Origin of the sequence: Paraburkholderia caledonica, assembly GCF_000383275.1 — a bacterium.
Lineage (GTDB): Bacteria > Pseudomonadota > Gammaproteobacteria > Burkholderiales > Burkholderiaceae > Paraburkholderia > Paraburkholderia caledonica.
In genome coordinates, this window is record NZ_KB911035.1 from 441,547 (window position 1) to 463,635 (window position 22,089).

Here is a 22,089-nt window from a genome sequence, read left to right on the forward strand (position 1 = left end):
GCACTCTTTGTATCATTGCCAAAGGATCGCTCGATGACCGACCGTCACGAACTCACGCGTCATAGCGCCGTCGCGCTGCGTGCGCTCTTGCAGGCGCGCGAAATCTCCGCCGTTGAATTGCTGGATGCCTGCATTGCGCGCATAGAAGCGCTCAATCCGTATGTCAACGCGATCACCGCAACGAGCTTCGAGCGCGCTCGCCTCGAAGCGCGCGCCGCCGATGCCGCGTTCGCGCGTAGCGCCACGCTGGGGCCGCTGCACGGCCTGCCGATCGCCATCAAGGATCTCGAAGAGACCGAAGGCATTCTGACGACGTACGGCTCGCCGCTGTATCGGGCGAACGTGCCCGCACGCGACAACACGCTCGTACGACGTTTGCGCGCGGCGGGCGCGATCGTCGTCGGCAAGACGAATGTGCCCGAATTGGGCGCTGGCGCGAACAGTTTCAATCCCGTTTGGGGCGCAACAGGCAACCCGTTCGATCCGCGCCTGAACGCCGGCGGATCGTCGGGCGGATCGGCGGCTGCGCTTGCACTCGACATGGTGCCGCTTGCAAGCGGATCCGACACGGGCGGCTCGTTGCGCATTCCCGCTGCGAAGTGCGGTGTGGTCGGATTGCGCACATCGCCAGGACTCGTGCCGAGCGACCGCAAGCCGCTGGGCTGGACACCGATTGCTGTTGTCGGGCCGATGGGACGCAACGTCGAAGACACGTGGCTGCAACTCGCGGCGACGGTCGGGCAATCGGACAGCGATCCGCTCGGCTATCCGTTCACAATGGCGCCCACGATGGACGGCCGCGCGCTCACCGACCTGTCGAAGCTGCGTATCGGCTACACCGAAGACTTCGGCGTCTGTGAGGTCGATGATGAGATCCGCGCCGTGTTCCGCCGCAAGATCGAATTCCTGCGCGGCCATGTCGCCGTTTGCGAGCCGGTCGAAGTCGATTTCGAAGGCGCGCATCGCTGCTTCGACGTGCTGCGCGCGGAAGCTTTCGTTGCGGGCCTGCAAAAGGCCTACGAAACCAATCCTGAACTGCTCGGGCCGAATCCGCGTGCGAACTACGAAATGGGCATCGGCATGGGACTCGCCGATTGCGTGCGCGCGCACGCAGATCAAACGCGGCTGTTCCGCCAATTCCAGACGCTGTTCGACCGCTACGACCTGATACTGTCGCCGACCACGCCCGTGTCGCCGTTCCCCTGGACGCAGCCGTATCTGAAGTCCGTGAACGGCGTCGAACTGGAAAACTACTATCGTTGGCTTGCGTTGACCTATGTGGTGACGCTCGCGACAAACCCGGCCTTGTCGTTGCCATGCGGTGTCGATCATCGCGGCATGCCGTTCGGGCTTCAGATGATTGGTGCGTTCCGCGGCGATCTCACGTTGCTCGATGCAGCGCGCGCATTCGAAACGCTCTTCGCGTCGTCCGATGAAACGCGCCGTCCGATACCGGATGCCGCGAAACTGCGCACATCCAATGTCGATCTCAAGTCCATCGTCACACACCCGCCCGTGTTCGATGCCGTGGCTCCTTCGAACAATTCCGCTTCCTCTTCGACGTCCGCCGTCTGACCGAACATGATCGATTCCATTTATGGGAAGCCGCTCGACGCGTGGCTTCGCGACTATCCGCTCTTGCGACCTCTCATGGAGCTTCAGCCCGTCGAATGGTTCAACCCGGCTGTCGCGCCGCTGGTCGATGCGATTGACGACATTCCGCTCGATGCATCCGATGTCGCCGATGCGAGCGCACGCCTGCAACGATTCGCGCCGCTGCTCGCGCAGACCTTCGACGATGTGCGCGAAGCGGGCGGCATCATCGAATCGCCGTTGACCGAAGTGCCCTTGTTCGCGGACGCATTGAGCCGGCGCTACGAGGTCGAGACACCTCGTCGCCTGCTACTCAAGCAGGATAGTCATCTGCCCGTTTCCGGTTCGATCAAGGCGCGCGGCGGCATCTACGAAGTGCTCTTTCATGCTGAGCAACTCGCGATACGCCACGGCCTGCTGAATGAAGGCGACGATTACCGCGTGCTCGCCACCGACGCGTGCCGCGCGCTCTTTCGCAAGCACAGCATCGCGGTAGGCTCGACGGGTAACCTGGGCATGTCGATCGGCATCGCGAGCGCGACGCTCGGCTTCACAACTACCGTGCACATGTCCGCCGACGCACGTCAATGGAAGAAAGACCGCCTGCGCGCGCACGGCGTAACAGTCATCGAATATGCGGGCGACTACGGCGAAGCGATCGAGAGCGGCCGGCGTCTCGCGTCGAACGATCCGCTGTGCCACTTCGTCGACGATGAGAATTCGACCACGCTGTTTCTCGGTTACGCAGTCGCGGGCGAACGCCTCAAACGCCAGTTCGATGCCGCAAACGTGCCTGTCGATGGCGGGCATCCGCTTTTCGTCTATTTGCCATGTGGCGTCGGCGGCGGTCCAGGCGGCGTCGCATTTGGCCTGAAGCTCGCATTCGGCGATGCGGTGCATTGCGTCTTCGCGGAGCCGACGCACTCGCCATGCATGTTGATGGGCGTGCTCACCGGTTTGCACGAGAAGCTCGCGGTACAAGACTTCGGTATCGACAACCTGACGGCGGCAGACGGACTCGCGGTCGGTCGCCCGTCGGGCTTCGTCGGCCGCGCGATGCAGCGGATGATCGACGGCTACTACACGATCGACGACCGCGAGTTGTACGCCCTTCTCGCACTGATGGCGGACACTCAGGCCATTCGGCTGGAGCCGTCCGCGCTTGCGGGCGCGCCGGGTTTCGCGCGGGTATTGAAAGAAGCTCAGGGCTATCGCGCGCGCATGGCTCTCGACGACGCAGCCATGCGCAATGCGACACACGTCATCTGGGCGACGGGCGGCGGCATGGTGCCGGAGGTTGAGATGTCGGCTTATCTGCAAACCGGCCGCGCCGCGTTGTACGGCGCGTAGACATCTGGCGGCGCGGTTTCCGGCGCCGCCACCTCCATGCGCGTCCACAGTTGTTTCGAAATGCTGCTCACTCACGACCGCACGCGAAGCGTCGGCTAGACAGCGTCGTGAACGACATCGTGCAGTGCTCCCGCGAAGACCGTCCCTCTTATCGGTTCAGTACTTCAGACAAGTCGCGATGAAGCAAGATTTCGACACGTTTTGACAGAAACTGGAAAGAAACGCCGGCCCTCTCCCCTTAGACTTAATCCCGTCGCCCGAAGGGTTGTGGTGCAAGTATTCGTGCAAAGCGTGACGTAAAGATAACCAAAGCATTTTTTCGTAAGGCCGCAGATGAAGGCCGAGGGCCTGCTGCCTGAGGACACGAAGGGGAACGCGGTCACCACCGTAGCGGGCATTGAGTTGATGCACCGCATTCGCAAGGGGCAATTTCGCCCGAATTGCCTGTACCTCAAAGAGGCCACCATGCCTACCGCCTGGGATTTGGTGCTCGCTGCTCGACAAGGTGTCCTGATCTGGTGGCGTTAGCTCGCCGAAATCGTCTATTTGCCAGAGCATGTTTACTCCGAATTCCATTCCCTATCAGCAACAACCTGGCTTTCAGCGCACCTACCGCCAAGGCCGCCTGAGCCTGGGTCTTTTCTTCCCCCTCGAAGCCTTCACCGGCGATACGCCGAGTATGTTGGACCAGGTGAGCTTGGCCCAACGTGCCGAAAAGCTGGGTTTCTCTGCCCTCTGGTTTCGCGACGTGCCGTTACGCGATCCCAGCTTCGGTGACTCGGGCCAGGTCTTCGATCCCTGGGTCTACCTGGGTTTTATGACGGCACACACTCGCTCGATTGCGCTGGGTACCGCGTCGGTCATCCTGCCAATCCGCAATCCCCTACACACAGCCAAGGCCGCAACCAGTGTCGATCAGCTCAGTGGTGGCCGCCTGCTGCTCGGCGTGGCTTCCGGTGACCGTCCAGTAGAGTTTCCAGCATTCGGTGTCGACCCGGAGCAACGCGGCAGCCTGTTCCGCGAATACCTCAAGGTGTTTCGCGAGGTTCAGCTCACCAGTTTTGTGCCTTTAACCTGGCCCGGCGGCAGGCTTGAGGGGGCAGACCTGATTCCCAAGCCGACCACGGCGGAAATTCCTTTCTTCGTCACTGGCCATAGCCGCCAGACACTTGAGTGGATCGCCCGCTACAGTCATGGCTGGATCACCTATCCGCGTGCACCGAAGGCTCAGCAGCTGATTGTCGAGCGCTGGCGCACGGCGGTTCGTGCCGAATGTGGTGAACAGTTCAAACCCTTCACTCAGTCGCTATACATCGACCTGACAGATAACCCGCAGACACCACCACGGCCGATCCACCTGGGCTATCAACTGGGGCGATATCACCTGACCGCGCTGCTGCACAGCTTGCAGGAGGAGGTCGGCGTCAACCATGTGATCATCAATTTGAAATACGGCCAACGCTCCGCGGGTGATGTCATTGAGGAACTCGGTCAGTTCGTTCTGCCTGACTTCGTGATGTCGGCATGAGCCGGCATGGTGCTGGAAAGCACCGCACGGGGAAGCCCACGCTCAGGTGGTCGAGACCTGACCGAAGAAGGCCAGGATGCGAACCGCGATACTCTCGCGCGGCATTCAATTGACGAATCTCTGGAGAGCAGACGAACATGAAAACAGTGGTCGTAGCAGGCGCGGTCGGAGTTATCGGACGCGGAGTACTCGCACACTATGAACCCAGGGGCGTCGGCCTGGTCGCCGTTTCCCGACGCGCACCTGATTTCCCGACGCGCGCCAGGCATTTGGCGGTCGACCTGCTGGACAGGGAGTCCTGCGAGGCGCTACTTGCACAAGTACCGGAAGCGACGCATCTCGTGTTCGCAGCCTACCAGGAGAAGCCGACGCCTGCGGAACTGGTCGAGGTGAATCTGCGGATGCTGAAGAACATGGTTGAGGTTATGGAGAAGCACGCGCCGAACCTGCAGCACGTCACGCTGATGCAGGGAGGCAAGGCATACGGCGTGCATATTGGCCCGATTCCGTCGCCCGCGAAGGAGAGCGATCCGCGCCATATGCCACCGAACTTCTATTACGACCAGGAGGATTTCCTTCGGGAACGTTCAGTCGGCAAATCATGGTCCTGGACTGCATTGCGTCCCGAGGGTGTTGCAGGGGTTGCCGTGGGCAATCCCATGAATCTGCTGATGGTGATTGCAGTCTATGGAACGTTAGCGAAGGCCCTGAGCGTTCCAATGTCTTTTCCCGGCCCCCGCGCCGCTTACGACGCGCTCTACCAGATTACCGATACTCGAATTCTCGCGAGCGCCGTCGATTGGGTGGGCGAGACCGACGCATGCCGAGGCGAGATTTACAACATCACGAATGGCGATTACTTCAGATGGTCTCGCGTCTGGCCGCGTCTGGCGGAGTTTTTCGATGTGTCGGCCGGTGAGCCGTTCCCCATGTTGTTACAACAGATGATGACCGACAAGGCAGAGCTGTGGAACAGTCTGGTCGAGAAGCACAACCTTCGAGACTACCCGTACGACCAGATCGTGTCGTGGAAGTTTGGCGACATGATTTTCAAAACGACCTTTGACAACATCTCTAGCACGATAAAGGCGCGCAAACATGGCTTCCATGATTGCATCGATTCGGAGGAGATGTATATCGAGATGCTGACCGAACTCAGGGAGCAACGCTACATTCCTTGATTGTGCTGTGTGTCCGGTGGTACGTGGCCTACTCTGCCGCGTGTCGATCAGGACGAGAGTAGTGGCGTGACAGTGCCGCAGACTTTCCCCATTCAACCGCCTCGCGCAGGCAAGACTCCCGACGCCCCGCCACTCATCCGACGACGCGATCCCGGTCATGGAAGCGTTGCATCCAGTAGGGGAACGGCACTGATGGTTCAGATACTTTATCGAGCCGCGCGCACTGTTCGGAGGTTAATGCGAGATTCTGTGCATCGAGATTAGCTGCGAGTTGCTCACACGTGCGGGCTCCGACGATGACAGAAGTGATCTGCTCGCGCGCAAGCAACCAGCCTAATGAGACTTGAGCCGGCGTGGCCGCCAGTTCGCGGGCGACTTCACGCAATACTGCGAGGATCGGCTCCGCCCTGACTGTATCGACCGGCGGAAAATCGAGTTTGGCACGCCGCCCGGCCGCTCCCCCATTCTGCGAGTACTTGCCGCTCAGGTAGCCACCTGCGAGCGGGCTCCAGACAAAAAGGCCGATTCTGTTTGTCGCTGCAACCGGCATGATTTCGTGTTCGATATCGCGGCTCGTCAGCGAGTAGTGCACCTGATTGCTGACGACATGAGCTCGATCGGTACGGGACGTTATGCCGACGGCCCGCTCGAGATCGCCTGCACTGAAATTGCACACGCCAATATGGCGGACCTTGCCCTGGGTGACGAGGTCGTCGAGCACGCGAAGCGTCTCGTCGAGCGGAACCAGCGCGTCACGGTCATGCAACTGGAACAGGTCGATGTGATCGCGACCGAGTCTCTTCAGGCTTGTCTCGACCGAGCGCATGATGTGTGAGCGGCCCAATCCTACTTCGTTCTGGCCGGTGCCGGTGCGTAGCCGAACCTTGGTCGCGACGAGCATTCGATCTTCGTCCAGGCCCAGCGCTTTCAGGACATGGCCCACGACCTCTTCTGAGCGACCCTGCGAGTAGGCGTCCGCCGTGTCGATCAGGTTGACGCCGCGTTCCACGGCCATTGCGACGAGCCGGGCGGCCTGATCGCTGTTCAAGCCGGCAATACTGCCCCAGATGCCCGAGCCAGCTCCAAAAGTCATTGCGCCCAGGCTCAGCCGCGAAACCCGTAGCCCAGTTCTGCCAAGCATGCTGTATTCCATCGTGTATTCCTGGTTTGAACGAAATCCTGATGTATCGGTAAAGTAAGACCCTGAGTCCGCATCGGGCTATCGGCTCTGGTCAGGTGCGACGCGACACAAGCTCGCCCAGAACGGTCTCCAGTTCGACGTGGCCGCGCAAGATTTCGTCAGAACTGCTTTCGAAATCGATCCAGCCTTCGTTGAAGCCGTCCAGCATGCGCATGCGAGGTAGAGGATGTTTCATGCCCTGCGTGCGGAACAGCGCTTCCCACGTCTGCCTTTCGACGGCTTCCGCACGTACAGGACGACTCAACACAGTGGCGAAAGCCGCTGCGATATCGTTAGGACTCGCCCGGCGCGGACCCTCAAGCTCGACGACGCGCACACCGCGCCACGTCTGCTGAAGCAGTTCGGCAGCAACGCGGCCCACGTCCGCGGTGGCGACCATCGGCACAGGCTTGTCGAGCGGCTGCAGGTAACTGGCAATGACGCCATCGTCGCTTGCAGACGCAACATCCCACGCGGCGTTCTCCATGAACCAGCCAGGCCGCAGGAACGTCACGGGCATCGGCATCTCGCGCAGCGCCTGCTCCATCAGCGTGCGTTGAGTGAGCAGGTTGCCCTCGTCGGCCTGTGCGCCGATCGTCGAGAGGCAAACGACCTTGTCGGGCCGCGCCTTCAGGAGTGCTGCGCACACAGCCTCTATCACTGTGCGCGCTTCAGGAAACCCGGGCTCCGGATCGAACTCCGAAGGCGGCAGGATGAAAACGCCCGTCGCGCCTTCGAACGCGGCAGCGAGCGACGAAGGGTCTTCCATGAAAGCCGTCGCGATCTCGCAACCTCGCTCTGCCCACGCCTCTGCCCGCGTCGCATCGCGCACGACTGCGCGGAGCGGCTGACCAGCAGCCAGCAGTTCGCGGGCCACTGCGCCGCCCACCTTGCCGGTGATTCCTGTGATTGCATACATTGCTCGTTCTCCATGTGTGGATATATCGGTTGACGCAGGGTGAATGTGCCGACGGTCAGTCGCTCAGGCGCGACGCAAACCGTCGTAAAACGCCTTCTCGAACTGTCCGTAGAGGTCCACTACGCGCGCATCGTAGAAGGGCAGCATTTGCGTAAAGAGCGATCCGGCGACCCGCTTGACCGGATCCACCCAGAAGTAGGTGTTCAACAATCCGGCCCAGCTCACACTGCCTGCGCTTCGTCCGTGGGGTCCTTGCTCTGTATTGATGTCGAACGACAGCCCCCACTTGTGCGCGGTGCCAGGAAACTGATCGAAGCTGTTCGACCACGACGGCTGCGCCGTCCTCATTTCCGCGACCTGCAGATCGCCAATGTGATTGCGGAACATCGTCGCGACGGTGTCGGCGCGTAGCACGCGTTCGCCGCGATACGTGCCGCCGTTCAACAGCATCTGCAGGAACGCCATGTAGTCGCGCGGCGTGCTGAAGAGTCCGCCTCCGCCCATGAAAAATTCGGGGCGCTGGTTGGTTTCGAACGGCTCAGGCGCGAGTGAGCCGTCCGCCTGACGCCTGTGCATGGTGGCGACGCGCTGCTTCTGCTCGCTACCGATGAGAAACCCCGTGTTGCGCATGCTCAGCGGATCGAAGATGTGCTCACGGAAGTAGACTTCCAGCGACTGATCGGTCACGGCCTCGACCAGCTTGCCGACCCAGTCCATGCTGATGCCGTACTCCCAGCGCTCGCCCGGCTCGAACTCGAGCGGCGCCGCGAATGCACCGTTCATCGAATAGCCGATGTCCGGCATGCCCGTCACCGTCTCGTACCGGCTGAGCTTGTCGCTCCAGATGCTGTATGTAAATCCGGAGGTATGCGTGAGGAGATGGCGCACCGTGATCGCATTGCGCGCGGGACGCAGCTTGGGTTGCCCGGAGACGTCGAATCCATCGAGGATTTGAGGCGACTTCAATTGCGGCAGGATTTCGCCCGCAGGTTGATCCAGCCGCAGTCTGCCCTGCTCGATGAGTTGCATACACGCGGTCGCGGTAATCGCCTTTGTCATCGACAGGAGCCAGAAGACTGTGTCGGGACTAATGGCCTCGCCAGTGCGGGCGTTCGCCCGGCCACATGCTCCCTCGTAAACCAGTCCGCGGTCGGTTGCGCCCATGGCGACAACACCGGCAACCGCGCCGTCGTTGACTGCCCTCTGCAGGCATTGATCGATCGAACGGTAGGCCGGGTGACGGGCCAGCGCGGCGTCGCCACTCGCGCGCGGCGATACTGCTCGCGCGTCGCGGCTTGCGACGCCACCAAGTGTCGCAAGAGCCAGCAGGCTCGACGCACCCTTCAGAAGACGACGACGATCTGTTTGAACTGCCATTTTCCGTTTCTTCCCGAATGAATGAATCGCGGCATTGCAGTGCTTCAGTGATGGGCGAAAACGCGCGCCGCGAGCGGTTTCCGTTGAAGCGTCCAGCGGATGTTTCGGTGAGACGTATTCTGGCCAAGCACTTAAAGAAACAAAATGACATGGATGTCATCAGATAAGTGACAGAGCGTCACCGATTTGGCATGATCAACGGACACGTCCACTGCTGCGCGGCGCAGCGTTCGATTTCACGCGGTCGATTGCGCTCCGCCAAACGTATTAACTCGAGCAACCATGAGATCCAGTAGCGAGAAGCTTTCCGGCAGCATTAGCGTGTTCGCCGCCGTAGTGGATGCGGGAACGTTTGTGGCCGCGTCGGAGGTAATAGGAATGACGCCGCCGGGCGTCAGTCGGGCGATTGCGCGGCTGGAAAAAAGGTTGAACATCCGGCTCTTCAGCCGGACAACGCGCTCCGTCTCCCTGACTGAAGAGGGCCGCCGCTTTTACGAGCAGGTCATGCCCCATCTCGCCGGACTTGAGGAAGCAGCGGCCGCTGCGGCAGGCGGCGCGTCCGCTGTGCGTGGAAAGCTGAGAATCAATCTGGATCCTGTCGTCTACCGGACCATTCTCGGGCAACAACTCGATGCGTTCATGGACGCACACCCCGAACTCGAAATCGAGTTCATCGCGCGAGACAGTCTTGGCGACCTCGTCATGGACGGCTTCGACCTCGCCGTGCGATTCGGCGAACCCAAGGCGTCCACCCTGATCGCGAGAAAGCTGCTCGACACCCGCATCGTGACGGTCGCAGCGCCCTCGTACGTTGCTCGCTGGGGACGGCCGGCAAAACCCGAGGACCTGCAAGGTCGAAGCCACAGATGCCTCGAATTCCGCAACCCGGAGACAGGCAAGCCGTTCCAGTGGGAATTTCATCGCAAGCGGAAACGCATTGTGGTCGACACTCAGGGACGACTCACGGTCAACGATCCGGGTGCCTTGCTCAACGCCTGTCTCGCCGGTTCCGGGATTGCGCAGATGTTGCTGTTCGGTGCCGAGCCCCTGATTGCCGACGGCCGGTTGGTCAATCTCTTTCCCGAGTGGGTAGACGAACGGTATCCGTTATACGTCTACTACGCATCCCGGCACCACGTGCCGGCAAAGACCCGTGCTTTTCTTGACTTCGTGGTGGAACTGACAGGCAATCACGAGCGCGCCGGCACGCGCTAGTGCTGTTTCGGCAAACTGGCGAGGCAATATCGAATGGCCAGTTAAATATGGGTTGCCGTCTGCCATGATCCGGTTACGAACGTCCAGTTCTGGCCGGAAGTAGATCGCGTCGTTTTTCCGTAGTCACGCGCGGTCCGAACAGTGTGCAGGCGTCTGTACCGGACACCATCTTTAAATCCGTACAGGTACTGTACCGGCAACGCTCGCTAGAATGCTCCAAAGTCCTCTGCCAGTCTTTGGAGTCCGCCATGTCTTACTTCACGCTCAGCGCGCTGCCAGCCGGCATCCTGTTCGCGCTCGTCACTACAATCACGCCAGGTCCGAACAACACCATGCTGCTGGCTTCGGGCGTCAACTTCGGTTTTCGCCGCACGTTGCCGCATCTGTCGGGTATTAGCGCCGGCGTGGTGCTGTTGATGCTGTCGGTGGGCATCGGTCTCGGCGAAGCCTTCATTCAGTTCCCGGTGCTCTACACGGTGCTCGAAGTCGCGAGCGTCGCGTACCTGCTTTACCTCGCGTGGAAAATCGGCACGTCCGGCGAATTGAAAGTAAAGCAGGGCGAGCGCAGGCCAATGAAATTCTATGAAGCCATCGCTTTCCAGTGGGTCAATCCGAAGGCATGGATGATGGTATTGACCGCCGCCACCACGATCCATCTGAGCGAGAGCTACAGCATGAACGCGATAGCAATGGCGGCGCTGTTCTATGTGATCGGCTTTCCGTGCATCTGCCTGTGGGCCGGTTTCGGCACCGCAATGCGCCGCGTGCTGTCCGACCCGAAGCGCCTGCGCGTCTTCAATATCGCAATGGCGCTGCTGCTGGTCTGCTCGCTCTATCCGATCGCACTGAAGCTGATCGACACCATCCGCGCGTGAGCGCGTGGGGCACCCTTTTCATCCGGGCACCTGCGTGCGGCTAGATCACGCCACGCCCAACCTGCTCGATGAAGCGCCACAACGCGTCGTCGGTTGAATACGGGGCGTTGAAGCGGAACCATGCGCTCGGCGCGTCGTCGGGACGGAAGTAGGAGCCGGGCGCAAGCCAGATGCCGTGCGTGAGCGCGGCGGTCGCCACGTCGCCGGCGCGCGCGGCGTCGATCGGCAAACGCGCCCATAAGAAAAGCCCTGCGCGCGGGCGATGAAACACTTCGAGCCCGAGCGAATCCAGCCGCTCCTCGACGGTTGCGTGCGCGAGCTTCAGCCGCTCGTTCACGGCTTCCACGTGGCGCGCGTAGCGCCCTTCGAGCAGCACTTTGTCCACGATCCGCTCGATCGCTTCCGACGACGTCAGCCCCACCGCCATCTTCGTGCGCGCCAGCTCACGCAACACCGCGCGCTCCGCGACCACATAGCCGCAGCGCAGTCCCGGCGTTACCGTCTTCGAAAAACCGCTGACATACAGCACCCGCTGCAAGCCTTCCATTGCGGCGAAAAGCGGCGCACCGGACGGCGCCAGCTCGCGGCTCACGTCGTCCTCGATCACCCACATGCGCTGACGCTCCGCGATCTGCAGCAAGCGAAACGCGGCCGACATGCCGAAGGTCGCGCCGGTCGGGTTCTGCAGCGTCGTGTTGACGAAAATGGCCTTGGGCTTGTGCTGCGCGACGAGCGTTTCGAGTACATCGGTATCGACACCGGCGGGCGTGCGCGGCACGCCATGCACGACCAGTCCCGCCAGCTTGAGAATCTGCAGCAGGTTGCAATAACCCGGATCTTCGACGATCACCGAATCTCCCGCGCGCAGCAAGGTACGCACGATCAGGTCGAGCCCCTGCGTCGCGCCTTGCGTGAGCAACACGTTCGACACGTCGACCGGCAAGCCGCGCCGGTCGAGCTGCTCCGCGATGCGCTCGCGCAACGGCGCGAACCCGTATGGATGACCGTAATCGCCGAGCCGCGCCGCAGGCACGCGGCTCATCGCACGCAGCGCGTGCTGCAGACCCGTTTCGTTGATCCACTCGTTCGGCAGCCAGCCGCCGCCCGCCTTGATCGGCACCGAATGATCGGCGAACACGTCGGACAGGAGCCAGGTCGCGGTGAGGCTCGGCGGCTGCCAGTCGGTCACCGCAGGCCGCGCGGACGACGGGCGCGCCGCCACGCGATACCCGGAGCCGCGCCGCGCGACCACGAGCCCCATCGACACGAGACGGTTGTACGCTTCCGTCACCGTGAACGTACTGAGTTCGTGACTTTGGGCCAGTTGCCGGACGGAAGGCAGTAACGCGCCCGCGCGTAACGATTGAGCCTCGATCGCCCGGGCGAAGCCTTGCACTACCTGTTCGACCAGGGTCGGAGCGGCGCGCCGGTCGCGCTCGAGGTTCAATTCGATCATGGTCAGGACGAAAAAGGCGGCCGGCGAACGGCCCTAAATGAATGTTGCGGAAACGGCGCGCGGCTGCCTGCCGTTCCACGCTAGATCCGCGCTCGATCCACGCGATACGGTCGACACAGTTACCGCGAATCCACCAACACAGTTAGCGCGACACTGCGTCAACTGTTTATGCCGCCATTAAACCGCGAACGCTACAGTTTTGGCTATGCCCACGGGAAGTGCCCTCGGGGTGCCTCGACGGAAATGCGTCAGGGGCGCCCCAACGGAAGTCCCTATCGGGAAACCACTTCGAGGAGAACCCATGACTTCGCGCCCCGTCATCGACGATCTGTCGTCTTTCTGGATGCCCTTCACCGCCAACCGCCAGTTCAAGGCCGCGCCGCGCCTGCTGGAATCGGCGAAAGGCATGTATTACCGCAGCACGGACGGCCGCGAAGTGCTCGACGGCTGCGCGGGTCTATGGTGCGTCAACGCGGGACACAGCCGCGACGAGATCGTTGCCGCGATTACGCAGCAACTCTCCACGCTCGACTTCGCGCCGACGTTCCAGATGGGCCATCCGCTCGCGTTCGAAGCGGCCACGAAGGTCGCCGAGCTGATGCCCGAGGGCCTCGACCGCATCTTCTTCACGAACTCGGGTTCCGAATCGGTCGACACCGCGCTGAAGATCGCGCTCGCCTACCACCGCTCGCGCGGCGAAGGGCAGCGCACGCGCCTGATCGGCCGCGAGCGCGGGTATCACGGCGTGGGTTTCGGCGGCATTTCGGTCGGCGGCATCGCGCCTAATCGCAAGACTTTCTCCGGCGCGTTGCTGCCGGCGGTCGATCACCTGCCGCACACGCACAACCTGGAACACAACGCATTCTCGAAGGGCCAGCCGGCTTGGGGCGCGCATCTCGCAGAGGAACTGGAGCGCATCGTCACGCTGCACGACGCGTCGACGATTGCCGCGGTGATCGTGGAACCGGTCGCCGGATCGACGGGCGTGCTGATTCCGCCGCAAGGCTATCTGCAGAAGCTGCGCGAAATCTGCACGAAGCACGGCATCCTGCTGATTTTCGACGAAGTGATCACCGGCTTCGGCCGCGTCGGCAAGGCCACGGCAAGTGAATATTTCGGCGTGACGCCGGACCTCATCACAATGGCCAAGGCGATCAACAACGCGTCGATTCCGATGGGCGCGGTTGCGGCAAGCCGCACGGTGCACGACACGATCGTCAACGCGGGCGCGCAAGGCGCGATCGAGCTATTCCACGGCTACACGTATTCGGCGCACCCGGCGGCCGTCGCCGCGGCTATCGCTACGCTCGACCTCTATCGCCGCGAAGGACTCTTCGAGCGCGCCGCGTCGCTTGCGCCGACGTTCGAAGCCGCCGCTCACTCGCTGCGCGGCGCGAAGCACGTGAAAGACATCCGCAACCTTGGGATGATTGCGGGCATCGAACTCGAACCGCGCGACGGCGCGCCCGGCGCACGCGCTTACGAAGCATTCGTCAAATGCTTCGAAGCGGGCGTGCTGGTGCGCTTCACCGGCGACATTCTTGCGTTCTCGCCGCCGCTCATTATCAACGAAGAGCAGATCGCGCACATCTTCAAGACTGTCGGCGACGTACTGGCCACCGTGCAGTAAGGTCCACCCCGGCTCAATGATGCGCGCGAGCCGCGCGCGTCTGAGCCGCCTTCTTGGCCGCCGCCGAACGACCGGCTGCACCCTTGGTCGCAGCAGCCTTCTTGGCGGCCGCCGAGCGGCTCGCCGCCGGACGCTTCGCTGCGGCGGACTTTGCCTGCTTCGACATCGCCGAAGGCGATGCGCCTGCCTTGCTCTCGCGCTTCAGCGCATTGGTGGAGGCGCGTGAGCGCTTCGCCGTCGACTCCTTGCTGGCCGTCTTTTTAGCGGTGCTCTTCTTCTGCCCCGCAGCGCTGTCCTTCTCGGCTTTCTTGCGCGTGGCCTCGCTTGCGGCGCCTTTCTTCGGCGCCTTCAGATCCACGCCCGCGCGACGCGCTTCCGAGAGGCCAATGGCGATCGCCTGCTTCGGCGACCTCACGCCGTGCTTGCCGGCGCGCACCTTGTCCACCTGCTCCTTGACGAACTCTCCTGCTTGCGTGCTTGCTGACTTGCCGGCGCGTTTGTCGGCTTCGGCACGCTTCACGGTTTTCTTTTCGGGCATGACGGTTCTCCGGTTGAATGTGGCTCTCATCGCTGAGCAATGCGTGTGCCGGGGTCGTCATTCAAGCTGCCGGGACTCGCGCCGTTCACGTCGACGGCGTATGGTGTCATCAAGAGTTGGCACTTGACCGGCTCGAACGGGAGACATCCATGAAGATCCCCACCGTGCGCGCGGGTGCGCATATTGAAGGCGTGCATTGGATTGCCGAATACGCGGAAGACGTCCACGAGATTCGCATCTTCCGCGAGGGGCAGGAAATCGACGTGCACGACGCGCCTTCGTCGCTGTTCGGCGACGAAGAGAACGCCGGCTCAAAGAGTACCGCGGATCATCGCGCGGCCGAGGCAGCGGTGCTGGCGTATCTGAGGCGCTTCGTGGCCGAGCACGACGCCGAGGAATAGCGCCTTCGGCTCAAGCGAGTCGGCCGGAAGATCGGCCGGCGGCCCGGCGCCTCATCCACGCCTCATCGACGCCGGCATGGATGGACGCCTGCGGCATGGACCGCCGCAGGTGTGGCGGCACGCTCGCGCCGCGACACGAAGCTTACTCGGCGGGCCGCAGCTTCTTCACCTCGGCGTCCGACGGCTGAACGCTCGCGCCGTTGACATAGCGATACGACGTCATCACGCCTTTGCCGTCCTTCAGACCGGTCACGCCGACGTAAGCACCCATCGTCGACTGATTGTCCTGCGCGCGATAGGTAATCGGCCCGAACGGCGTTTCCACGCCAAGGCCCTTGAAAGCCGCCGCGAGCTTGTCGGTATCGACGGAACCCGCCTTTTTGATGCCGGCCGCAATCGACATGAGCGCCGAATAACCAACCACCGAGCCGAGCCGCGGATAGTCGTGATATTTAGCCTGATAGGCGTCGACGAATTTCTTGTTGGCCGGCGTATCGATCGAATACCACGGGTAGCCCGTCACGATCCAGCCGGCCGGCGCTTCGGCACCCAGCGGATCGAGATAATCCGGCTCGCCCGTCAGCAGCGAAACGACGCTGCGGTCCTTGAACAGGCCGCGCGTATTGCCCTCACGCACGAACTTGCCGAGATCGGCGCCGAACAGCACGTTGAAAATAGCGTCGGGCTTGGCGTCGGCGATTGCCTGCGTGACCGCGCCCGCGTCCACGTTGCCAAGCGGCGTGGCCTGCTCGGCAACGAACTGCACGTCAGGCTGCGCGGCGCTCAACAGTTTCTTGAAAGTCGCGACCGCCGATTGTCCGTACTCGTAGTTCGGATAGACCAGCGCCCAGCGCTTCTTCTTCAGCTTGGCCGCTTCGGGCACGAGCATCGCAACCTGCATATACGTGGAAGGACGCAGGCGATACGTATATTTGTTGCCGTCCGCCCAAACGATCTTGTCGGTCAGCGGTTCGGCGGCAAGGAAAAAGATCTTCTTCTGCTTCGCGAAGTCGGTGAGCGCGAGCCCTGTGTTCGACAGGAAACCACCGAACAGCAACTGCACCTGTTCCCGCGCGATCAGCTCCTGCGCGACTCGGATCGTGTCGCCGGGGTTGCCGTTGTCGTCGCGCGAAACGACTTCGAGCTTTTTGCCGAGCACGCCTCCGCCAGCGTTGATCTGTTCCAGTGCAAGATTCCAGCCGTTCTTGTAAGGACCGAGAAAGGCCGGCTGCGCCTTGTAGCTGTTGATTTCGCCGATCTTGATGGTCTGCTGTGCGTTCGCGGCGAAGGCGGCGAACGACAGCACCGTCGATAGCGTGAGGCGAGAGATCCATCTTGCGCGCGTGGTCATGCGTTTCTCCGTATCAAAGGGATTGCGGGAATGCGTTGGTTTTCTGTCCGGCATTGCAGCGGCGCTAGAGCGAACGGTTGACCGGTCGCTGCGTGGCACGCTCAGTCTGCGACCGGCGTTGCGCGAATCCGCGCGACGCTTGCGGCAACGTCCTGCCAGGCCGGCTTGCCGCCCGCGAACTGCTGCCGCAGATACGTCACCAGTTCGGCAACCTGGGCGTCGTTGAAACTGTCGCGGTAAGCCGGCATCGTACCGAGTTCGGGCCGCGCAGGCGAGCCGATGCCGTCGAGTATCACGCGGATCAGATTATCGGGCGTCGCGCTGTGCAAATTCGTATTGAGCGCCAGCGATGGATGCGCGCCGAACAGTTGCGGCCCGCTGCCCGTGTGGTGACAGGCGGCACATGCACCGTCGAAAAGCCGTGCGCCGACGCCGGACGGCGTGCCGGTGATCGCGCTTGCGTGTTCGTATTGACGCGCCATCGCGGCGGTATCGACGTTCGCTTCAACGGGATTGAGCGACGCAAGGTAGTTTGCCATCGCGCGAATATCGCTGTCGGGCAACGCAGCGAGATCTGCGACGACCGGCGCCATCGGGCCAGCCGCAACGCCATGCAGCGGCGCGTGTCCGAAGCGCAGATAGCTGAACAGTTCGTCTTCGCTCCACGGCACAGGAGAGTTAGAGAGCGACGACAACGCGGGCGCTTCCCAACCTTCCGCGCTGCCCCCGCCCATGAACGCCGCGCCGGTCTTCTCGGCGCCGAAAGCGTTGCGCGGCGTGTGGCATGCGCTGCAATGCCCGAGACCGTTGACGAGATACGCGCCGCGATTCCACTGCGCGCTTTGCGTCGTACTCGTAGCGAACGTATTGCGCCCGAGGAACAAGCCATTCCATGCGGCCATCAGCGGACGCGCGCTGAACGGAAACGGCAGCTTCGTTTCCGGCGGACGAAAGCGAACCGGAGTTTGCGACATCAGATACGCGTAGAGCGCCTTGAGGTCGTCGTCGGAAGTGTTCCTGAACGACGTGTACGGAAACGCCGGATACAGCCGATGGCCGTCGCGGCTAACGCCTTCGCGCATCGCGCGAACGAACGCTTCGAGCGACCATGAGCCGATGCCCGTCTGCGCATCGGGCGTGATGTTCGTACTGTAGACGGTGCCGAACGGTGTCTCGAGCGGCTTGCCGCCGGCGTTCGGCACACCGTTGCGCGCCGTATGGCACACCGCACAATTGCCGAGCGAGGCCAGCAGCTTGCCGCGCGCGACGAGTTCCGGCGCGAACGCACTGGCAAGCGGCGGTGCGATCGGCGCAATGGGCGGCGGCGCCCACGCCGACGCACCGAGCCAGCCCGCAGCGCCCGCGGCAAATGCGCCGAGAAAACCCAAACGCCAGCGCTTTTTGCGGCGCGACGCGGCGTCTTGGGCCTGCGCATCGGCGAGCGCGGCGCGGATCGTTTCGGGCGTGAAAGGAGGCTTGCGAAAACGCACGCCGGTCGCGTCGTACAGCGCATTCGCAATCGCCGCCGCGCCGGGCAGCGACGCGGACTCGCCCGCACCCATCGGCGGCTCGCCGTGGCGCGGCATCATCACGACGTCGATCACGGGCACTTCACGGAACGTGAGGATCGGGTACGCACCCCACTCCTGACTCGTCACCGCGTTCTGGTCGAACGTCACGCGCTCTTTCAATGCGCGGCTCGTCGCCTGAATCACGTTGCCGTGAATCTGATGACGCACGCCGTCGGGGTTGATCATGGTGCCCGTGTCCTGGCCGACCACCACGCGCGTTACCGCGAGTTCGCCGCTTCGGCGGTTCACTTCGACGTCGGCGACCCACGCGCACCACGCCGCGCCGAAGCCAGGAAACTTGCTGTGCACATAGCGTGCGTAAGCAATGCCGCGGCCGCGCGCGATGTCGCCCTCCTCCCGCGGCTGGTCGGTTCGCGGCTCTCGCGGCTGCCAGTCCGCACGCTCGGCGACCGCCTTCACAAGTTCGACGGCACGGGGGTCGCTCAAATGTTTCAGGCGAAATTCGACCGGATCGACGCCCGCTTCAGCCGCGAGTTCGTCGATGAACGACTCGTGCGCGAACGTGTTCGGCAACGCGGACACGCCGCGCAGCCACGACGCACGCACGATGGGCGGCGTGTCGTCGCAGACCACGCGCATCGACCGATAATCGTATGGGGGCACCGCCGTCCGGTCGCCCATTTCGAAGACCTGCGGCTGCGCGGACAGCACGCCGGTCAGCAGCAGCGCCAACGTAGGTGCGTCGTTCGACGGATAACGCGTTGCGAAGTCGTAAGCCGCCAGTTCGCCTTCGGCGCTCAACGCGCCGCGCACATCCATCAATTGCGCCGCGCCCTTCGGCTCCCACGCGTGCTCGTCCTCGCGCGACAGTTGCGCGCGCACCGGGGCGCCGGTCGCGCGCGAGAGCAGAGCGGCGTCGGCGGCGACATCATCCGCGCAATTGCGACCGTAGCAGCCGGCCGCATCCATCCGCAAGATGTCGATGAGCGCCTCGTCCATCGACATCAGCAATGCAAGGTCGGCGCGCAGCGAATGCGGGTTCTGTGTACCCGACCACACTTTCAGCGCGCCCTCGCGATAATCGGCGACCGCGCACGAAGGGCCGATCGACGCGTGCATCTGAAACGGCCACACGTAGGTGCGATTCAGCGTGCGGCTCGCGTCCTGCGAAAGCGCCGCGTCGACATCGCCGTCGATCACGAGGTCGCGCCGTTTCGCCGGATTTGCACGCAATGCGGCTTCTACTTCTTCACTGGTTTCGAGCGGCGGCAACGGTTGGGCGGCTTTCCACTGCACATGGAGCCGCTTCGCGGCCTGCTGCGCGACTTCCTCGCGTTCGGCCACGATGCCTACAAAGTCGCGTATGACGACTACTTTGACGATGCCGGACAAGTCGCGAATCGATTCTTCGTCGACATGCAGCAGGCTGTTGCCGACAAAATCACCCTGCGCGATCCCCGCATACGGCGGCCGCACAACGCGGCCGTGCAGCATGCCGGGCACACGCACGTCGTGCACGAAGCTCAATTCGCCTGTTGCCTTCGCGGGAATGTCGACGCGCGGCGCGCTCTTGCCGACAATCTTGTAGGCGTGCGGCGATTTCAAAGGCGCGTCGGTAGTCAGCTGCAATTCGACTCGCTGCCCTGCGATCAACTCGCCGTAGCCGATGCGTCTTGCTTTCTCTACCGCGTTGTCGCCGTCTTGTTCGAACACCATGCCGTCGCGTACAGCGAGCTTTTCGACATCCACGCCGAAGCGCGCCGCCGCCTGCGCGAGGAGCCATTGACGCGCCTGCGCCGCCGCATGCCGCAGCGGCACTGCGGTTATCTGCATCGTGGCGCTTGCGATAGTCGGCCCCTGATTCGGCGTTTCGTTCGTATGGCCAAGTACGACCGACACGCGCGTCAAAGGCAGATCCAGTTCTTCGGCGACGATCTGCGCCAGCGCGGTGCCGATGCCGGTGCCGAGATCGACATGACCGTTGAACGCGATCGCACTGCCGTCGTCGCGCACGGCGAGAAACATATCGGGCTCGCCTGGAACAAACGACGACCGCGAGCCGGGTTGACCGACAGCCGGCTTGACCGGCGCTTGCGGCGCGCGCATGACGATCAGCACGCTCTGCGCGTCATACAACTGCTTGCGCGACGGCACAGTGGCCCGGCGGTCGACGCTGATATCCGGTCCTGTCATGCGCGCGCCCCTTCGGAAGCATTCTTTTGCGACGCGAGTAGTTCAGCGGCGCGCTGCACAGCACGCACGATCTCCACATGTGTGCCGCAGCGGCACAGGTTGCGCGACAACTCGCGCCGGATCGTTTCCACACTGGGATGCGGATCGCGATCGAGCAACGCCTTCGCCGTCATGATCATCCCGCTCAGGCAATAGCCGCATTGCGCAGCCTGCTCTTCGATAAAAGCCTGTTGCACTGGATGCAGCGCGGCACGTGTACCCAATCCTTCGAGCGTGGTGATTTCGCGGCCTAATGCCACTTTGGCGGTCGTCACGCACGCACGCGTCGGCACGCCGTCGAGCAGCACCGTGCATGCGCCGCATTCGCCCAGTCCGCAGCCGAACTTTGGACCGTTGAGTGCAAGGTCGTTGCGCAACAGATAAAGCAGCGGCGTGTCGGCGGCGGCGCTGACGAGATGCGTCGCGCCGTTCACTTTCAGCGCGAGCGGCGTCGGCCCGTTCATGAGCACACCGCGCGCGCTAAACGCTGCGTGCTCACAGCACAACCGGCACTTCGGTCGCGGGCGGCGTATTACGACTGCGCCTGCAACGGATCAAACCGTCGATCATCACCATGCCCACGCCCGGAATGTCGCCGAGCTGCACGCTTTCGAGCAGCGTGTCAGCCGCCGTATGTTGCGCGCGGTCCATGAAGACGAGGTCGGCGGGACGTCCCACTTCGATCAAGCCCTGCCGCAAGTTCCGCTGACGCGCGGTATTGCCGGTCGCGAAGCAGAACGCGATTTCAGCGGGCACATCGGCGAGACTGGAAATGAGCGCGATCATCCGCAGAATGCCCAGCGGTTGCACGCCGGAGCCGGCGGGACTGTCGGTGCCGAGAATAATGCGGTGCGGGCATTTCAGTTCTACCGCATGACGGGCCGTCAGCAATGCGATGCGTTCGTTGCCGTTGTGCACTATCTCGAGCGCACGGCTCGACTGCTCGCACAAATCGCAAACATGCCGGTAAGACAGCGACGTATGCCCGCCGTTGATGTGGCCGATCACGTCCGCATCGGCTTCCAGCACCACGTCGCGGTCGATCAGGCCGGAGCCGGGAATCGAAGGACCGCCCGTATGAATCGTGCTCTGAATGCCGTACTTACGCGCCCACGCAACCATCTGCGCGGCTTCCTCACCGGCCTTCACGCTGCCGAGACCGACTTCGCCGAGCAGCTTCACGCCTGCTTCGGACAACTCCTTGAAATCCTCCTCGACCATGCCTTTCTCGATGACCGGCGCGCCCGCCATCACCTTGACGCCGCCGCCGACACCCGCGCCGCGCATGCCTTCGAACGAACGCTGCGCGGTGATCGCCAGCGCCTTCACGCCGAGCACATCTTTCGGACGACCAGGCAAATGCACTTCGCCGGCGGAGATCATTGTTGTCACGCCGCCGTTCAGATTCGATTCGATCCAGCCCATCTGGTTCTGGCGCGGCGTCCAGTCGCCGAATACCGGATGCACATGCGAGTCGATCAGGCCGGGCGCGACGGTCGTACCCTTGCAGTCCACCGTAGTGCGCGCGCCCTCAAGGTCGCAGTCTTTCTCTTTGCCAACCGCAACGATCACGCCGTCGTCGATCACCAGCGTGTCGGCGTCGAGAATTGGCTGATCGATGTCGCCGGATAACAGCAGCCCGATGTTCGTTACCGCGACCTTGCCCGACAAGCCTGTCAACGTCTCTGCTGCCATCTGCCTCTCCTTTCGCAACGACTGTCCTAATCACGC

At 62.8% G+C, this 22,089-nt stretch carries 17 protein-coding genes; 8 read left to right on the plus strand and 9 right to left on the minus strand.

Features of this window, described 5'->3' with window-relative positions:
* Positions 1 to 33: 33 nt before the first annotated feature.
* From H281_RS0108135 to H281_RS0108155, 4 genes are all read left to right on the plus strand, one after another.
* Entirely contained in the window at positions 34 to 1,575 is a 1,542-nt protein-coding gene (locus H281_RS0108135) for an amidase (RefSeq protein ID WP_020066597.1), read from the plus strand.
* A 6-nt stretch (positions 1,576 to 1,581) separates the two neighbouring features.
* Positions 1,582 to 2,943, plus strand: a complete 1,362-nt coding sequence (gene dsdA / locus H281_RS0108140) for a D-serine ammonia-lyase (RefSeq protein WP_020066598.1) — start codon at positions 1,582 to 1,584, stop codon at positions 2,941 to 2,943.
* 556 nt (positions 2,944 to 3,499) lie between these two features.
* Entirely contained in the window at positions 3,500 to 4,471 is a 972-nt protein-coding gene (locus H281_RS0108150) for an LLM class oxidoreductase (RefSeq protein WP_020066600.1), read from the plus strand.
* Between the two features lie 137 nt (positions 4,472 to 4,608).
* Complete coding sequence (locus tag H281_RS0108155; protein WP_020066601.1) at positions 4,609 to 5,652, plus strand: SDR family oxidoreductase; 1,044 nt, start codon at positions 4,609 to 4,611, stop codon at positions 5,650 to 5,652.
* Between the two features lie 133 nt (positions 5,653 to 5,785).
* On the opposite strand, the gene H281_RS0108160 is transcribed toward H281_RS0108155, so the two are convergent.
* The 3 genes from H281_RS0108160 to H281_RS0108170 form a co-directional block, all read right to left on the minus strand.
* Positions 5,786 to 6,805 (minus strand): aldo/keto reductase, encoded by a 1,020-nt coding sequence (locus H281_RS0108160; protein ID WP_020066602.1) that lies wholly within the window; start codon positions 6,803 to 6,805, stop codon positions 5,786 to 5,788.
* Positions 6,806 to 6,884: 79 nt separating this feature from the next.
* Positions 6,885 to 7,751, minus strand: coding sequence for an NmrA family NAD(P)-binding protein (locus tag H281_RS0108165; RefSeq protein WP_020066603.1), 867 nt, complete (start codon positions 7,749 to 7,751; stop codon positions 6,885 to 6,887).
* Between the two features lie 63 nt (positions 7,752 to 7,814).
* Complete coding sequence (locus H281_RS0108170) at positions 7,815 to 9,128, minus strand: serine hydrolase domain-containing protein (RefSeq protein ID WP_020066604.1); 1,314 nt, start codon at positions 9,126 to 9,128, stop codon at positions 7,815 to 7,817.
* A 282-nt stretch (positions 9,129 to 9,410) separates the two neighbouring features.
* On the opposite strand from H281_RS0108170, the gene H281_RS0108175 reads away from it, so the two are divergent.
* The gene (locus H281_RS0108175) at positions 9,411 to 10,343 is read left to right on the plus strand and encodes a LysR family transcriptional regulator (protein WP_027804406.1); all 933 of its coding nucleotides are present in this window, start codon (positions 9,411 to 9,413) and stop codon (positions 10,341 to 10,343) included.
* A 248-nt stretch (positions 10,344 to 10,591) separates the two neighbouring features.
* Positions 10,592 to 11,218: a LysE family translocator gene (locus H281_RS0108180; protein ID WP_020066606.1), complete on the plus strand. Its 627-nt coding sequence runs from the start codon at positions 10,592 to 10,594 to the stop codon at positions 11,216 to 11,218.
* A gap of 40 nt (positions 11,219 to 11,258) precedes the next feature.
* Here the strand turns inward: H281_RS0108180 and H281_RS0108185 are convergent, their stop codons facing one another.
* Positions 11,259 to 12,674 (minus strand): aminotransferase-like domain-containing protein, encoded by a 1,416-nt coding sequence (locus tag H281_RS0108185; protein WP_020066607.1) that lies wholly within the window; start codon positions 12,672 to 12,674, stop codon positions 11,259 to 11,261.
* 301 nt (positions 12,675 to 12,975) lie between these two features.
* Between H281_RS0108185 and H281_RS0108190 the strand changes: the two genes are divergently transcribed.
* Positions 12,976 to 14,304 (plus strand): aspartate aminotransferase family protein, encoded by a 1,329-nt coding sequence (locus H281_RS0108190; RefSeq protein WP_020066608.1) that lies wholly within the window; start codon positions 12,976 to 12,978, stop codon positions 14,302 to 14,304.
* 13 nt (positions 14,305 to 14,317) lie between these two features.
* Here H281_RS0108190 and H281_RS0108195 read toward each other — a convergent pair whose 3' ends face one another.
* Entirely contained in the window at positions 14,318 to 14,842 is a 525-nt protein-coding gene (locus H281_RS0108195) for a DUF6496 domain-containing protein (RefSeq protein ID WP_020066609.1), read from the minus strand.
* 149 nt (positions 14,843 to 14,991) lie between these two features.
* Here H281_RS0108195 and H281_RS0108200 point away from each other — a divergent pair, with 149 nt between their 5' ends.
* A complete protein-coding gene (locus H281_RS0108200; protein ID WP_020066610.1) occupies positions 14,992 to 15,243 on the plus strand; it encodes a hypothetical protein in 252 nt (83 codons plus the stop codon).
* 142 nt (positions 15,244 to 15,385) lie between these two features.
* On the opposite strand, the gene H281_RS0108205 is transcribed toward H281_RS0108200, so the two are convergent.
* The 4 genes from H281_RS0108205 to H281_RS0108220 form a co-directional block, all read right to left on the minus strand.
* The gene (locus tag H281_RS0108205; RefSeq protein WP_020066611.1) at positions 15,386 to 16,594 is read right to left on the minus strand and encodes an ABC transporter substrate-binding protein; all 1,209 of its coding nucleotides are present in this window, start codon (positions 16,592 to 16,594) and stop codon (positions 15,386 to 15,388) included.
* 101 nt (positions 16,595 to 16,695) lie between these two features.
* Positions 16,696 to 20,319 (minus strand): molybdopterin cofactor-binding domain-containing protein, encoded by a 3,624-nt coding sequence (locus tag H281_RS0108210; protein ID WP_020066612.1) that lies wholly within the window; start codon positions 20,317 to 20,319, stop codon positions 16,696 to 16,698.
* Complete coding sequence (locus tag H281_RS0108215) at positions 20,316 to 20,822, minus strand: (2Fe-2S)-binding protein (RefSeq protein ID WP_020066613.1); 507 nt, start codon at positions 20,820 to 20,822, stop codon at positions 20,316 to 20,318. The genes H281_RS0108210 and H281_RS0108215 overlap by 4 nt, the downstream gene beginning before the upstream one ends.
* A 31-nt stretch (positions 20,823 to 20,853) precedes the next feature.
* A complete protein-coding gene (locus H281_RS0108220; protein ID WP_020066614.1) occupies positions 20,854 to 22,053 on the minus strand; it encodes an amidohydrolase family protein in 1,200 nt (399 codons plus the stop codon).
* Positions 22,054 to 22,089 lie beyond the last annotated feature (36 nt).